This is a genomic window from Streptomyces sp. NBC_01198 (genome assembly GCF_036010485.1).
In the GTDB taxonomy this organism is placed as follows: Bacteria; Actinomycetota; Actinomycetes; order Streptomycetales; family Streptomycetaceae; genus Actinacidiphila.
Genome location: NZ_CP108568.1, coordinates 3,887,181 through 3,900,732, shown reverse-complemented (window position 1 = coordinate 3,900,732; position 13,552 = coordinate 3,887,181). Strand labels below are relative to the sequence as shown.

15 protein-coding genes are annotated in these 13,552 nt (G+C 72.1%); 9 read left to right on the top strand and 6 right to left on the bottom strand.

Annotated elements, in window-relative coordinates:
- Nucleotides 1-365: 365 nt before the first annotated feature.
- Nucleotides 366-995: a hypothetical protein gene (locus OG702_RS17480; protein WP_327289818.1), complete on the bottom strand. Its 630-nt coding sequence runs from the start codon at nucleotides 993-995 to the stop codon at nucleotides 366-368.
- Between the two features lie 296 nt (nucleotides 996-1,291).
- On the opposite strand from OG702_RS17480, the gene OG702_RS17475 reads away from it, so the two are divergent.
- The 6 genes from OG702_RS17475 to OG702_RS17450 all read left to right on the top strand — a co-directional run bounded on the left by OG702_RS17475 (nucleotide 1,292) and on the right by OG702_RS17450 (nucleotide 7,988).
- Complete coding sequence (locus tag OG702_RS17475) at nucleotides 1,292-2,638, top strand: efflux RND transporter periplasmic adaptor subunit (RefSeq protein WP_327289817.1); 1,347 nt, start codon at nucleotides 1,292-1,294, stop codon at nucleotides 2,636-2,638.
- Nucleotides 2,635-3,528 (top strand): ABC transporter ATP-binding protein, encoded by an 894-nt coding sequence (locus tag OG702_RS17470; RefSeq protein ID WP_327289816.1) that lies wholly within the window; start codon nucleotides 2,635-2,637, stop codon nucleotides 3,526-3,528. Before OG702_RS17475 ends, OG702_RS17470 begins: the two co-directional genes overlap by 4 nt.
- The gene (locus OG702_RS17465) at nucleotides 3,525-4,760 is read left to right on the top strand and encodes an ABC transporter permease (protein WP_327289815.1); all 1,236 of its coding nucleotides are present in this window, start codon (nucleotides 3,525-3,527) and stop codon (nucleotides 4,758-4,760) included. The genes OG702_RS17470 and OG702_RS17465 overlap by 4 nt, the downstream gene beginning before the upstream one ends.
- 122 nt (nucleotides 4,761-4,882) lie before the next feature.
- Nucleotides 4,883-5,653: a hypothetical protein gene (locus OG702_RS17460; protein WP_327289814.1), complete on the top strand. Its 771-nt coding sequence runs from the start codon at nucleotides 4,883-4,885 to the stop codon at nucleotides 5,651-5,653.
- Between the two features lie 93 nt (nucleotides 5,654-5,746).
- Complete coding sequence (locus tag OG702_RS17455; RefSeq protein ID WP_327289813.1) at nucleotides 5,747-6,484, top strand: response regulator transcription factor; 738 nt, start codon at nucleotides 5,747-5,749, stop codon at nucleotides 6,482-6,484.
- Between the two features lies 1 nt (nucleotide 6,485).
- A complete protein-coding gene (locus tag OG702_RS17450; protein WP_327289812.1) occupies nucleotides 6,486-7,988 on the top strand; it encodes a sensor histidine kinase in 1,503 nt (500 codons plus the stop codon).
- A gap of 35 nt (nucleotides 7,989-8,023) precedes the next feature.
- Here OG702_RS17450 and OG702_RS17445 read toward each other — a convergent pair whose 3' ends face one another.
- A complete protein-coding gene (locus OG702_RS17445) occupies nucleotides 8,024-8,446 on the bottom strand; it encodes an RbsD/FucU family protein (protein ID WP_327289811.1) in 423 nt (140 codons plus the stop codon).
- A gap of 116 nt (nucleotides 8,447-8,562) precedes the next feature.
- Nucleotides 8,563-9,453 carry a chitosanase gene (locus OG702_RS17440; protein WP_442814450.1) on the bottom strand — a complete coding sequence of 297 codons (891 nt, stop codon included), beginning with the start codon at nucleotides 9,451-9,453 and terminating at the stop codon, nucleotides 8,563-8,565.
- 164 nt (nucleotides 9,454-9,617) lie between these two features.
- Here OG702_RS17440 and OG702_RS17435 point away from each other — a divergent pair, with 164 nt between their 5' ends.
- Together OG702_RS17435 and OG702_RS17430 are read left to right on the top strand one after the other, a co-directional pair.
- On the top strand, nucleotides 9,618-9,839 hold the full coding sequence (locus OG702_RS17435; protein WP_327289810.1) for a DUF2277 domain-containing protein: 222 nt from the start codon (nucleotides 9,618-9,620) through the stop codon (nucleotides 9,837-9,839).
- A gap of 72 nt (nucleotides 9,840-9,911) precedes the next feature.
- The gene (locus OG702_RS17430; protein WP_327289809.1) at nucleotides 9,912-10,322 is read left to right on the top strand and encodes a VOC family protein; all 411 of its coding nucleotides are present in this window, start codon (nucleotides 9,912-9,914) and stop codon (nucleotides 10,320-10,322) included.
- 24 nt (nucleotides 10,323-10,346) lie between these two features.
- Here the strand turns inward: OG702_RS17430 and OG702_RS17425 are convergent, their stop codons facing one another.
- Both OG702_RS17425 and OG702_RS17420 read right to left on the bottom strand, forming a co-directional pair.
- Nucleotides 10,347-10,550: a DUF397 domain-containing protein gene (locus OG702_RS17425; protein WP_442814449.1), complete on the bottom strand. Its 204-nt coding sequence runs from the start codon at nucleotides 10,548-10,550 to the stop codon at nucleotides 10,347-10,349.
- The gene (locus tag OG702_RS17420) at nucleotides 10,547-11,374 is read right to left on the bottom strand and encodes a helix-turn-helix domain-containing protein (protein WP_327289808.1); all 828 of its coding nucleotides are present in this window, start codon (nucleotides 11,372-11,374) and stop codon (nucleotides 10,547-10,549) included. The genes OG702_RS17425 and OG702_RS17420 overlap by 4 nt, the downstream gene beginning before the upstream one ends.
- Before the next feature lie 244 nt (nucleotides 11,375-11,618).
- Here OG702_RS17420 and OG702_RS17415 point away from each other — a divergent pair, with 244 nt between their 5' ends.
- A complete protein-coding gene (locus tag OG702_RS17415; RefSeq protein WP_327289807.1) occupies nucleotides 11,619-12,512 on the top strand; it encodes a hypothetical protein in 894 nt (297 codons plus the stop codon).
- Here OG702_RS17415 and hemC read toward each other — a convergent pair.
- Nucleotides 12,509-13,450, bottom strand: coding sequence for a hydroxymethylbilane synthase (gene hemC / locus OG702_RS17410; RefSeq protein ID WP_327289806.1), 942 nt, complete (start codon nucleotides 13,448-13,450; stop codon nucleotides 12,509-12,511). The genes OG702_RS17415 and hemC overlap by 4 nt on opposite strands.
- Between the last annotated feature and the right edge of the window lie 102 nt (nucleotides 13,451-13,552).

Here is a 13,552-nt window from a genome sequence, read left to right as displayed (position 1 = left end):
CTTCCCCCGGCGGGGGCTGCCGTCACGACGGGGCGCTTGCCACCTGCGGTGGCGTCGCTTCTCTCCCGCCGCGGGGGCTGGTCGCGCAGTTCCCCGCGCCCCTTCGGGCGCGGTTCCTCCTCCGTCAGGCGTTGGCCCCTGCCAGGGGCCCTCTGCCGCAGAGGGTGAGCGTTTTTCAGGGGCGGGGGAACTGCGCGACAAGCCACGACGGCGCAGCCGACAAGCACGCCACCGCAAGTGGCAACCACCCGGGGGCGCGTGGGGGTACCCCCAGGCGAAGCGCTGGGGGAGAACGGAGCGCTCATCCCCCGCGCACCGGAAGTGCGACATGCCACCGCAGGGGGATGTCAGCTGGGTGGGTGGGATCAGCTCGCCGCAGGCGATGGGCGCTGGGGGAGCAGCGGCTTGCACGTCGTGTAGGCCTTGGCGATCTTCGGGTCGGCGGTGTTGAGGCCGCCGACGCCGAACCTCCCGCCGCGGGAGCGGTTCGTGCCGGGGGACGCGGACGCGGTCGGCAGCGTCACGCCGTGGTCCTTGAGGCAGCTCGTGAACGCCTGGAAGGCACTGCTGTCGCCCCCAGTGCCCCCGGTGCCGCCGCCCCGGCCGCCGAACTGCGGCCGCAGGCTGGCGCACGCCTTGAGCGCCGCCTGCGTCTTCGGGTCGGCGGACGCCCCGCCGAAGCCGCCGCCGAAGCCGCCACCACCACCACCGCCGAAGCCACCGCTGGGCCGCCCCGAGGGCCGCCCGGAGGGGCGCGCCGTGCGGGGCGCGAAGCTCGGCAAGTCCACCCCGTGCTGCGACAGGCAGTCGCGATACGCCGCCATGGAGCCCGACGCGGACGCGGAAGGGGCGGCCGACGCCGAGCCGGACGGCTTCGCGTCGGCGGCCGGCGATCCCGACGACCCCGAGGAGCACGCTGCGAGCAGCAGCCCTGCCGAGGCGAGGACGGCGACGGACGCGCCGGCCCGCTGTGCGGTGGTGGGGGTCCAGGTCATGGCCGGGGTCTCCTCGGGGAGGGGTGGGGCGGGGGCACGGCGGGCCGCCCTGCGCGTGCGCGCGGGGATGGCAGAGGCCAACGCAGGGCGGCAGCCCATGACTGAACCGCACCGAGGTAGGCGCTGCCCGGGCGCCGCCTGTGAGTTCCCGGGGAACAAACCGCCCGCCGCCGCCCGGCCCCGGCACCCGCACGCCGGAATCGCGGCCTGTGCCCGGATAGGAGAGATGTGCGCTCCCAGTGAACTCCCAGATTGCTCCCAGGGGTTCAAAGGAGTGAGCCGCCAGGATGCGGGCCATGAAGGTGCTCCCACGGCGGCGCAGGGCCGCCCTGATCAACTCGGTGCTCGGCGTGGTCGTCCTCGCGGGCGTCGGCGGCGCCTACGCCGCCGTGCACGACGACGGCAGCAAGTCCACCGGCAGCGGCACCGCGCGGGTGGCGACCGTCACCAAGGGCACGGTGCAGGCCACGGTGTCCGGCTCCGGCTCGCTCGCCTCGCCGAGCGACGCGGGGCTGAACTTCACCACCGGCGGCACGCTCACCTCGGTGGACGTCAAGCCGGGCGACAAGGTCAAGAAGGGCCAGGTGCTGGCCAGGGTCGACGCCACCGACGCGAAGGCGACGCTCCAGCAGGACGATGCCTCGCTGACCGCGGCGGAGGCGAATCTGACCAAGGCCGAGGCGGGTGAACTGCCCGCGTCCACCGGCTCATCCGGCTCCTCCGGCCGCGGCGGCACCGAGGTCTCGACGCCCACCCCATCGCCGACGCCGACCGTCGACCCGGCCCAACTCGCCCAGGCGCAGGCCGAGGTGACCCAGGCGCAGAACGCGGTGGACGCCGCCCAGCGCGCGGTCGACGGCACCACGCTGAAGGCCCCGGTGTCCGGCACGGTCGCCTCGGTGGCCGCGGACAGGGGCGACACGGTCTCCGGCACGGGCGGCAACGCCGCCGGCTCCGGCTCTGGTTCCGGCGGCGGCTCCTCCACGTCCGGCTCGTCGTCGTCCTCCTCCGGCGGTTCGCTCAGCGGCTTCATCGTGCTGACGAACCCGTCCGGCATGCAGGTGACCGCGGACTTCTCCGAGGCCGACTCGCTGAAGGTCAAGGCCGGTCAGGCCGCCTCCGTCACGCTGAACGCCGAGTCCGGCACGGTGCTCGACGCCAAGGTGCTTTCGGTGAGTTCGCTCCCGGTGAGCAGCAGCGGTTCCGGCTCCGGGTCCGGCTCGTCGGGCAGCGCGGTGCAGTACGCGGCGACGCTGCTGATCACCAGCGACACCTCGAACCTGCGGACCGGCCTGAGCGCCAGCATCCAGGTCACCACCGGTTCGGCGAGCGACGCGCTGAGCGTGCCGACCGCCGCCGTCACCGGCACCGGCGCCAACCGCTCCGTCCTGGTCGTCAACGCCGACGGGTCCACCACCCGGACCGCGGTGACCGTCGGCATCGAGGGCGACAGCACCGACCAGATCACCGGCGGCCTGACCGAGGGCCAGCGGGTGCAGATCCCGACGGTCGCCTCGGCCGGCAACAACGGCTTCCCCAGCGGCGCCTTCCCCGGCGGCTTCGGCGGCGGCACCGGCCGCTTCGGCGGCGCGGCCGGCGGTGCGGCCGGCGGCTTCCGCGGCGCCGGCGGTGGCCGCGGATGAGGCTCGGCCTGGGCAGGACCGGAGCCCACCGCAGGAGTACGGAGGCCGAACCGCCGCAGGACGAAGGGCCGTGGGGACCGCCGCCCGTCATCGAGGTGCGGTCGCTGCTCAAGACGTACGGCCACGGCGACGCGACCGTACGCGCACTGGGCGGACCGCCCGACCCGGCGACCGGTCTCTCACCCGGGGTCGACCTGCTGGTCGAACAGGGCGACATGGTCGCGGTGATGGGCAGTTCGGGGTCCGGCAAGTCCACCCTGATGAACATCCTCGGCTGCCTCGACATCCCGACCTCGGGGCGTTACCTGCTGGACGGCATCGACGTCGGCGGCCTGGACGAGCACCAGCTCTCGCTGGTGCGCAACCGCAAGATCGGCTTCGTCTTCCAGTCGTTCAACCTGGTGCCGCGCACCCCCGCGCTGGCCCAGGTCGAACTGCCGCTGGCCTACGCGGGCGTGCGGACCACGGAGCGCAGGCGCCGCGCGCTGGCCGCGCTGGCCCTGGTCGGCCTCGCCGACCGGGTCGACCACCGGCCCAACGAGCTGTCCGGTGGGCAGCAGCAGCGGGTGGCGGTGGCCAGGGCGCTGGTCACCGCGCCCGCGATGCTGCTCGCCGACGAGCCGACCGGCAACCTGGACAGCCACAGCACGGAGGAAGTGCTCTCGATCGTGGACCGGCTCAACGCGTCGGGGCGCACCGTCGTCCTGATCACCCACGAGGACGAGGTGGCCCGGCACGCCAAGCGCGTCGTGCGGCTGGTCGACGGGCAGGTGGTCAGCGACGTGCGGCAGGCGCCCGTCGACGGGCCGCCGCCGGCGCTGCACGACCCCGCGGTCTTCGCCGCGCGCTCCCCGCACGCGCTGACCGGTTCCGGCGGTGGTTCGCGGTGAACCCCTTCGAGACGCTGCGCTTCGCGGTCGGCGGCCTGGCCGCCAACAAGGTGCGCTCGGCGCTGACCATGCTGGGCGTGCTGATCGGCGTCGCCGCGGTGATCATCCTGCTGGCGGTCGGCAACGGCTCGTCGCAGTCGGTCAAGGACTCCATCGAGAAGCTGGGCACCAACTCCCTGACGGTCTCCTCGGGTTCGGGCGGCGCCTTCGGCGGTGCGGGCGGTGGCGGCCGCGGCACCTCGGCGAGCGGCACCAAGCCGCTGACGGTGGACGACGCGCGGGCGCTCGCCGACCCGTCCTCCACGCCCGACGTCAAGTCGGTCGCCCCCGAGGTCACCACCTCGCAGACGGCGATCTACCAGGGCACCTCGCACACCGTCGGCCAGGTCGTCGGCACCTACCCGGCGTACTTCGAGGCGTCCAACAGCAAGGTGGACAAGGGCGACTACTTCTCCGCCGACGACGTGCTGAACTCCCGGAAGGTCGCGGTGATCGGCTCGACCACCGCCTCCGACCTGTTCGGGACCGCGAGCCCGGTCGGCAAGAAGGTCGTCATCGGCGGCACGCCCTTCACCGTCGTCGGGGTGCTCGCCACCAAGGGCGGCACCGGCTTCCAGGACCCGGACGACACGGTCGTCGCCCCGCTGCCGACCGTGCAGAACGCCTTCACCGGCTTCGGCCCGGTCAGCCAGATCCTGGTCGAGGCCAAGTCCGCCGACGCCACCACGCCCGCGCAGAACGAGATCACCACCGTGCTGATGGGCACGCACGGCATCAAGGACGCCAACTCGCTGGACTTCCGCGTCAGCAGCCAGGAGTCCCTGCTGAGCACCCAGTCCGACACCAACAAGACCTTCACGGTGCTGCTCGGCGCGGTCGCCGCGATCTCGCTGCTGGTCGGCGGGATCGGCATCACCAACATCATGCTGGTGACGGTGACCGAGCGGACCCGGGAGATCGGCATCCGCAAGGCGATCGGCGCCCCCAGGGGCGTCATCCTCGGGCAGTTCCTCGCCGAGTCGACGCTGCTGTCGCTGATCGGCGGCGGGCTCGGCGTGGTGGCCGGCCTCATCGGGTCGCACTTCACAATCGTCGGCATCAAACCGGTGGTCATACCGGCCTCGGTGTGGGGGGCCTTCGCCATCGCGGTGGCCATCGGGCTGTTCTTCGGCAGCTACCCGGCCAACCGGGCGGCGGGCCTGCGGCCCATCGAGGCCCTGCGGCACGAGTGACCCCCACTCCGGGACCCCGGGCCCCGGGCCGCACACCCGGGGCCCACCGAGCCGCACTAAGCCGCACTAAGCCGCACAGAGCCGCACAGAGCTTCACGGACAGACAAGAGGGAGAAGCCGAGATGGCGCGACGCCGTTCCGAGCTGGTCAAGGCGGACGACTCCGGCACGGATCTGCTGCCGCTCGTCCCTGAGCAGGGCACCGGCGGGATCGAGATCCTGCGCGGTTCCGAAGTGATCGAGGGGCGCGGCGGCGGGCCTGACCCGCGGCCCGAGGACATCCTCGCCGAGCCGCCGGACGCCCGGGACATCTCGGCCGAGCTGGCCGCGCCGCCGCGCAGGAAACTGCCGTGGCTGACGCTGCTGCTGTCGGCCGGGGTCGTCGCGGCGGCGGCCTTCGCGGGCGGCGCGCTGGTCGAGAAGCACCACCTGCACGGCACCGCGTCCGGCAGCCCCTTCGCGGGCGTCACCGGGGCCCGCGGCGGCGCGGGCGCGGGCGCGGGAACGGGTGCGGGCCGCTTCGGCGGCGCGGGCGCGACGGCGGGCGCGGGGACGGGCGCGGGCGGCGCCGCTGCCGGGCTGACCTTCGGCACGGTCAAGCTGGTCGACGGCAGCACGATCTACGTCACCGACGCCCAGGGCGACATCGTCAAGGTCACCACCGCAGGCTCCACCAAGGTCACCGAGTCCAAGGACGGCAAGGTCTCCGACCTCAAGCCCGGCCAGACGGTGACCGTACGCGGCAGCAAGGGCGCGTCCGGCGACATCGCCGCCACCACCGTCACCGAGGGCGCCACCCTCCCGTCCGGGGCCGGCGGCTTCGCCGGCTTCGGCGCGGGCGGCGCCGGCCTTACGGGCGGCGGCTTCGGTGCGGGTGGCGCCGCGGGGAACTGACCGCTCCGCTCACAGCTCCAAGGCGTACGGTGCTGGCGCCGACAGCGCGTCGCGGCACCGTACGACCGCAACTCAGGGCCGGGAGGTCGCCGGATGGACACGCCCGAGGCCAGTCTGCTGGTGGTGGACGACGAGCCGAACATCAGGGAACTGCTGTCCGCGTCGCTGCGTTTCGTCGGTTTCAAGGTCGTCTCGGCCGGGACCGGGGCCGACGCGCTGGCCGCGGTCGCCCGCGAGCGGCCCGACCTGGTCGTGCTCGACGTGATGCTGCCCGACATGAACGGCTTCGCGGTCGTCAGGCGGCTGCGCGAGGAGGCGGGCCCGCACCCCAGGGCCGGCGGTGACGACCGGCTGCCGGTGCTGTTCCTGACCGCCAAGGACGGGGTCGAGGACAAGATCAGCGGGCTGACGGCGGGCGGCGACGACTACGTCACCAAGCCGTTCAGCCTGGAGGAGCTGATCGCGCGCATCCGGGCGATCCTGCGCCGCACCGGCGGCGGCTCCGACGACGGGCGGCTGGTCGCCGGGGACCTGGAGCTGGACACCGTCGGCCACCAGGTGCTGCGGGCCGGGCGGCCGGTGTCGCTGTCCCCCACCGAGTTCAAGCTGCTCGCCTACCTGATGGCCAACGCCGACCGGGTCGTCTCCAAGCTGCAGATCCTCGACCACGTGTGGGCGTACGACTTCGGCGGCGACCTGAGCATCGTCGAGTCCTACATCTCCTACGTGCGGCGCAAGGTCGACTCGGGCGCCGACGGTGCCGTCAAGCTCATCCACACCGTCCGCGGGGTGGGCTACGTGCTGCGCCGCCCGGTGCAGGCGCAGCTCTGAGATGGTCAGGCCCGCCCGCCCCGCCCCGCGTTCGCTGCGGGACTTCCTGCCGTCCGCCCTGTCGCTGCGGGCCCGGCTGGTGCTGCTGTCGCTGGTGCTCGTGCTGCTCGGCCTCGCGGTCAGCGACACCGTGGTGCTCGGCTCGGTACGCGGCCAGCTGGTGCAGCGGGTCGACCAGCAGCTCCAGCGCTACGGCGGCCCGCTCGCGCAGCGGCTCGGCACCGAGGGCGTACCCGCGCCCCGCAACATCCGCCCGGGCAACCGGCCGTGGCTGCCCAGCCAGTTCGTGGTGGCCTTCGCCGCGGCCGACGGGCAGGTCTCCGACCAGTTCCGGCTGCCGGTGGCGGCCGGCGACCCGCGCCCGCTGTGGCCCACCATGGACGCGGCCGCGCTGACCGCCCACCTGGGCACCCCCTTCGACGTCGCCAGCGACCACGGCGGCGGGCGCTGGCGGGTGCTGATCGTGCCGGTGACGACGACCGGCACTGCGGTCGGGCACGCGCTGCCCGCCGGGGTCGCCGTCGCCGCCTCGCTGGACGAGGTGTCCTCCACCACCGACCGGCTCTCCACCGCCTTCCTGCTGATCGGCGGGGTGGTCGTGGCGCTGCTCGGTGTCGCCGGCTGGTTCGCGGTACGCGCCGGGCTGCGGCCGCTGCGGCAGATCGAGGCCACGGCCGCGGAGATCGCCGCGGGCCGCCCGCTGTCGCACCGGATGCCGGCCGCCTCGCCGCGTACGGAGGCGGGCCGGCTGTCCTTCGCCCTGAACGGCATGCTCGCGCAGATCGAGTCGGCCTTCGCCGCCCGCGCCGAGTCCGAGGACCAGATGCGGCGCTTCGTCGCCGACGCCAGCCACGAGCTGCGCACCCCGCTGGCCGGCATCCGCGGCTTCGCCGAGCTCTACCGGATGGGCGCGCTGCCCGACGAGGCCGACGTCAAGCGGACCATGGCGCGTATCGAGAGCGAGGCCGTACGCCTCGGCGGGCTGGTCGAGGACCTGCTGACCCTGGTCCGCACCGAGGAGCTGCGCCCGGTCCAGCTGGCGCCGATGGACCTGCGCACCCTCGCGGTGGACGCGCTGCACGACACCACCGCGCTCGGCCCGGCCCGCACGGTCACCCTCACAGGACCCGGCTCGGGACCGCCCGCCCCGGCGCCGGTGCTGGGCGACGAGGCCCGGCTGCGCCAGGTCGTCGCCAACCTGGTCGGCAACGCCGTCGCCCACACCCCGCCGGGCAGCCCGGTCCGTATCGGCGTCGGCACGCACGACGGCCACGGTGTCCTGGAGGTCGCCGACACCGGCCCGGGGCTGACCCCCGCCCAGGCCGCCCGGGTCTTCGAGCGCTTCTACCGCACCGACGCCTCCCGCACCCGCGCCACCGGCGGCGGCGCGGGCCTCGGCCTGTCGATCGCGGCGGCCCTGATCACCGCGCACGGCGGCCACGTGGAACTGGACACCGCACCGGGGCGCGGCGCCACCTTCCGCATCCGCCTCCCGTCGGCGTGACGCGCCGCCCCCGGCTGTCGGGTGGGCGCCGCGGGTCAGTCCTGGCGTACGCCGAGCGTCAGCAGCAGGTTGGCGTAGGTGCGCCGGTCGCCGGTGGCGATGACCAGGGCGGTGTCGGGGCCGCGGGCGGCGTCGTAGAAGGCGAAGCGGTCCAGCGCCGCCAGCGCGGGCAGCTGCGGGAGGGCGGCGCGGAAGTCGCCGAAGACGGGCGGTTCCGGCTGGTCGGACGGCGGGGCCATGACGGTCGCGGACTCCACGGGCACCGCGTCGGCCAGCGCGGACAGCACCTCGGTGACCAGGAGCCGGTCGGGGGCGAGGTTGAGGTAGACCCGCTCGGCGGCCGGGTTGGCGCCGGTGGTGTGCGGGTAGTGGCCGTCGCTGATCAGGATCCGGGAGCCGTGCCCCGCGGATGCCAGGGCCGCCAGAATGGTCGGGTGGGTCAGCTGGTAGCGCAGCATGGGCGGCGGCTCCTCACTCGTACGGGCGCGCAGACATCCGACCTCTGCGTCGTAGCCGGAGCCTAGCAGCGGCCCGGACGCCGGATGGCGCCTGCGTCCGGGCCGCCGGGCCTCCGCTACGGGAGGGTGAGGATCTGGTAGGAGTCGCCGTAGGTCTTCCAGCGCAGCGGCGGGTCCAGGTTGAGGTTGCCCGCCTGGAGGAACGGACGCTGCTCTGTGTCCACGCGGCTGGTGTCGTCGTGCGCGTCCTCGGTCTTCATCGCGGCCTTGCGCGCGTCGAGGAAGGCGTTGAGGTAGGTGGTCTCGTTGCCGCCCTGCGCCGGGGTCTTGGCCTTCTTCATCGCCGTCTTGCGGATGCCGCCGAAGCTGACCGAGTCGTCGCCGGGGCCGTGCATGACGATGGCGTCGTAGTAGATGAACTGCCCGAGGGTGCCGAGGCCGTCCGACTTGGCCTGGTTCACCGACGGGTTGAAGTACACGTCGTCGCGCTCGTCGTTCTGCGCCTGCTGGAAGACGGTGTCCTTCGCGGCGGTCTTCCACGCGCTGACGAAGGCGGTGCCCAGGCCCGAATGCGAGTCGGAGCCGTTGACCTGCTCAAGGGCGGGCAGGTACTTGGCCAGCACGTTGCCGGGTTCCAGGTCGGTGTAGTGCTGGACCAGCTCCAGCATGTCGCCGGTGCCCGAGCAGAAGCCGATGATGCCGGCGGTGTAGCCGCGGCCGTCGCCGATGTCCTCGATGTACTTGTACTGTGCCTTCCAGTCCAGGGAGGAGTTCTCCGCGGAGGAGACCAGCTCCATCGCGATCTCCTTCTTGTGCGGGTCGGCCAGACCCGTGGCCGCCGCGGGGGCGGCCGCGGTCGTACGGTGGTGCGGGGTGACCGCGGCGTTGCCGGTGCCGGCCAGCGCGAGCGAGGCGCCGCCGCCGGCCAGCACGCCGGCTGCGGCGATCAGCGCGATCCGGCGGCTGGGGCGCCGGTGGGCGGGTGTGCTGTGGGGGGACTTGTGCACGTGCGTCTCCGTTCCGGCCGCCCGTCGCGGGCGGCCAACTGCGGTGCGTGGCTGTGCGGTTAGGAAAGCTTCCTAACCAATGGAAGGCATTGAAGCACCGGGTCGGCTGTGAGCCAAGAGGCTGGGGCGTTCAGGTTGTCGGACCCGCGCGGCACACTGGAGACATGTGCCGAAGTATCAAGACCCTCCGCCCCCCGATGACCCCCGAGGTCCACGACGAGGACATCCGGGCGGCCGCGCTGCAGTACGTCAGGAAGATCTCCGGCTTCCGCGCCCCCGCGGCCCACAACCGCGAGGCCTTCGAGGCGGCTGTGGACGCGGTGGCGGCCGCCACGGAGTCCCTGCTGGCCGACCTCACCGTCCGCGGCGCCCCCGCCCCGCACTGACCCGTCCCCCCGCTCAGCTCTCGACGCCCGCCGGGGCGCCGAGCGGCCCCGCCCCATGCAGGAGGTACCCCGATGCCGGCTGACGGCACAGCCCACATCCGCATCGCCCGGCCCTCGCGTGACCTCCGGGCAGCGGAGCGTTTCTGGGTCTCGGGGCTCGGCCTCGACGTGCTGTACCGGCACGCAGCGGACGGCACCCCGGGCCAGAGCTCACTCCTCATGGTCGGCTGGCCCGACGCCCCCTGGCATCTGGAGCTCGTCCACGATCCCGCCGCCCCCCTGGAACCGCGGCAGACCCCCGATGACCTCCTGGTCGTCTACCTCGGCGAACCGGTGCCCGACTCCCTGGTGGCACAGCTCGAACGCCACGGCGGGAAGCGGGTGCCGGCCCACAACCCCTACTGGGACACCTGGGGGGTCACCCTCCAGGACCCGGACGGCTATCTGCTGGTGCTCTCCACCCGCGACTGGTCCAACGCGTAGTCGGGCGGCGGGGCCGTTCAGTGCTCAGACGGTCGGGAAGCCGCCGTCGCGGACGTCGGAGACGAAGGCCGTCCAGGCGTCGGGGGTGAAGGCCAGCGCGGTACCGGCGGGGTCCTTGGAGTCGCGGACGGGGATCACGCCCGGGACATTCACCGCGACCTCGACGCAGGTGCCGCCATTGTCGCTGTAGGAGGACGTGAACCAGCGGGGGGAGTCGGTCGTCGTCACGATATGCCCTTTCGTACCTCATTGATCAAGGCCACGGATTCCGCCTGGGACAGCACGTCGGCCTGTAGCTGATGGTAGGTCATCAACACCGGCAGCACGGTGGTCGGTTCGCGGTCCAGATGCCCTTGGGCGAGCGATTCGGTGTAGGAGACGACCGATCGATCGGGCAGTGTCACCAAGTTCAACGGCAGCCGAAAGGCGCGACGCTCGCCCATAGTGAACGGCGCCACCTGGAGCACGGTCATGGGGTTGGCGGCGAACTCGACCAGCCGCTCCAGTTGGGCCTCCATGACCTCCGGGTCGCCGACGTGCTGCCGGACGCAGCTCTCGTCCATCACGACGAACACCATCGGGGGGCGGGGGCGTATCAGCGCCGCTTGCCGCTCCGCCAGGGCTATTACGCGTTCCTCCGCGTGCTCAGAGCTGATGGAGCCGCGCCGCGCAGCGCTCTGAGCCAGCGCTCGTGCGTACTCCGGCGTCTGCAGCAGACCCGGGACGATCCCGATCTCGAAGCCCCATAGTTCCGTCGCACACGCCTCGTACGACACGTACTCCGGGAACCCCTCCAGGAGCACACCGTGCTTGAGCTCCCGCCACAGGCGTTCAAACAGATCACCGGTGCCGAGGGCCAGATCCGCACTTCGCGAAAAGCGCAAGGTCGGCGGCTTCCGAGCAGTTTCTACGGCCGACACGTGGGAACTGGCGTATTCCAGCCGCTCCGCCAACTGCTCCTGATTCCAGCCGCGTTCTTCTCGTGAGCTGCGCAAGCGGGCGCCATACGCAGCCTTGGGCGACTTTCCCGGGTCCAACTCCTTGCGATTCAAGGCGGTGGCACCTTCTTTCCGTGCACAAACGACCAGTTGAACGATTCACCGGGGAGCGTGCGCACACTTCCTCGCCCACCCGGGACCGCACTCCTGGAAGACCGACGAGCCGAGCTGAACGACAGCCCGCGCCCGACGACCGCCCGAAACGAGGGGACGAACCGTGACCACAACCACCGATCAGGGACCGAGTACGACACCCAGGGTGACAAGCCCGCTCCGAGGCCGGCCAGCAGTGCGCCGCTTGCTGGAGGCCCAGACGCTCACCCCGGCCGATCTGTGCATGGTGCTGCTCGTCACCGAGGAGCCCGCCGACCGTCCCATGCCCACGCTGACCCTCGCCGAGATTCCCGCGGTGATCCATGAGGCGGTTGGACTCGGTATCCCGTCCGTGAAGCTGTTCGCCGAGTTCCTGCAGCGGGACGCCACGGGAGAAGTATCGGTCTCTCCCAATTCGCTTATGGCGCGGGCTGTGAGCGAATGCAAGAGCGCCGCGCCGGACCTCGCGGTCATGACGGAAACGTGCCTGTGCTCCTACACCGCCGATGGCGTCTGCTACCTGACCAACCGCGACGGGAAGCCCGACGTACGCCGAACCATCGAGGTCACCGCTCGCCAGGCTGTTGCTCACGCGGAAGCGGGCGCGGACGTAGTCGGTCCCGCTTCCATGGTGCTGGGCACGGTCGCGGGTGCGCGGAAGGCACTCGACCAGTCAGGGCACGACGAAGTGTCCGTCATGCCGCACGTCATCTTCTGGTCGAGCCTGTACGACGACTTCCGGCGCACGATGGGCGCGACCCCGCAAGCAGGGACCAACCGCGAGTTTCAGATCAACCCCGGGAAGGCCGAGCAGTTCATCGACACGGCCTTACGGATGGAGGAGGCGGGCGCTGACATGATCCTTCTGGAGCCCGCACAGTTCACGGCGGACGTGCTCGCCACCCTTCGTGGAGTCACCCGCGCGCCCCTCTTCCCGTTCTCGGTGTCCGGCGAGTACAGGTCGCTGACCTGGATCGACCCTGAGTCGGGACAGCGAGACGTGCGTCTGCTGATCGAGCTGTTCACGATGCTCAAGAGGGCAGGCGCGAATGGCAATGTCACCTACGCGGCGCTTGATCGCGCCCGACAGCTCACTTAAGTCGGCAGCACCGCTCGCACCGCGTCAAGGATCGAATGCGCGCCCTGCGCGATGAGCGTGGCGGCCAGGGCGGCACCGAGCTTTTCCGGCTCAGCCGACGGCCCGGTCAGGGTCCCCGAGATCTGCGCTGTGCCGTCCAGCGAACTCACCTGTCCGGACAGTCTGAGATCCCCGTCGGGCAGGACTTCGCCATACGCGCCTACGGGCACGCTGCACCCGCCGTGCAGCTCGGCCAGCAGAGCCCGCTCGGCCCGGATAGCCGCGTCGACGTCGGCGTCGGCGACCGTGGACAGGATCTCGCGCAGCGCGGCCGAGGACTCGTCCGTTCTGACCTGGATTCCCAAAGCGCCCTGGCCGGGGCTCGGCGGGAACCGGTCGAGTGGCAGCAGTTCGCCGATTGCCTCGTGCAGGCCGAGTCGATACAGCCCCGCCGCCGCGAGGACGACCGCGTCAAGCCCCTCGGACTCGATCTTCTTCAAGCGGGGCGGGACGTTCCCCCGGATCGGGACGAGGTCGAGGTCCGGACGCACCGCGAGAAGCTGCGCGGCCCGGCGGGGCGCTCCCGTGCCGACCCGCGCGCCTTTGCGCAGCCCGGCCAGAGTCGAGCCGCACAGCGCATCGCGTACGTCTTCCCGTCCCGGTGGGGGCAGCAACGTGAGACCGCTCGGGTTGGACGTGGGAAGGTCTTTCAGCGAGTGGACGACTACATCGACGTCTCCACGCGCCAAAGCCGCTTCCTGCTCGCTGCTGAAAGCCGACCCACCGCTGACAGCCGAGACCTTCGACACGACCGACCTACGATCTCTGTCGCCTCCTTCGAGGATCACGCGATGCGTGAACCGCGTGTTCGGGAAACGCTCGCGCAACGGGCTGAGGTACTCACGCACTTGGGCTTTCGCAAGGTTGCTCGCACGCGAGCCGACGAGGTAGTGAGCCACGGTGACCAATTCTCCGAGCCTGGTGGGGTGTCACCAGGCTACGACGGCGGATGGTGCGCTCTTGCAGACAGACGGTCGGCTCACCGTTACCGGGAGCGACGC

Bases quoted from the DNA above. Each gene is read 5' to 3' on its own strand.
- OG702_RS17480 (WP_327289818.1), bottom strand. From the start codon at position 995: ATGACCTGGACCCCCACCACCGCACAGCGGGCCGGCGCGTCCGTCGCC.
- OG702_RS17475 (WP_327289817.1), top strand. From the start codon at position 1,292: ATGAAGGTGCTCCCACGGCGGCGCAGGGCCGCCCTGATCAACTCGGTG.
- OG702_RS17470 (WP_327289816.1), top strand. From the start codon at position 2,635: ATGAGGCTCGGCCTGGGCAGGACCGGAGCCCACCGCAGGAGTACGGAG.
- OG702_RS17460 (WP_327289814.1), top strand. From the start codon at position 4,883: ATGGCGCGACGCCGTTCCGAGCTGGTCAAGGCGGACGACTCCGGCACG.
- OG702_RS17455 (WP_327289813.1), top strand. From the start codon at position 5,747: ATGGACACGCCCGAGGCCAGTCTGCTGGTGGTGGACGACGAGCCGAAC.
- OG702_RS17450 (WP_327289812.1), top strand. From the start codon at position 6,486: ATGGTCAGGCCCGCCCGCCCCGCCCCGCGTTCGCTGCGGGACTTCCTG.
- OG702_RS17445 (WP_327289811.1), bottom strand. From the start codon at position 8,446: ATGCTGCGCTACCAGCTGACCCACCCGACCATTCTGGCGGCCCTGGCA.
- OG702_RS17435 (WP_327289810.1), top strand. From the start codon at position 9,618: ATGTGCCGAAGTATCAAGACCCTCCGCCCCCCGATGACCCCCGAGGTC.
- OG702_RS17430 (WP_327289809.1), top strand. From the start codon at position 9,912: ATGCCGGCTGACGGCACAGCCCACATCCGCATCGCCCGGCCCTCGCGT.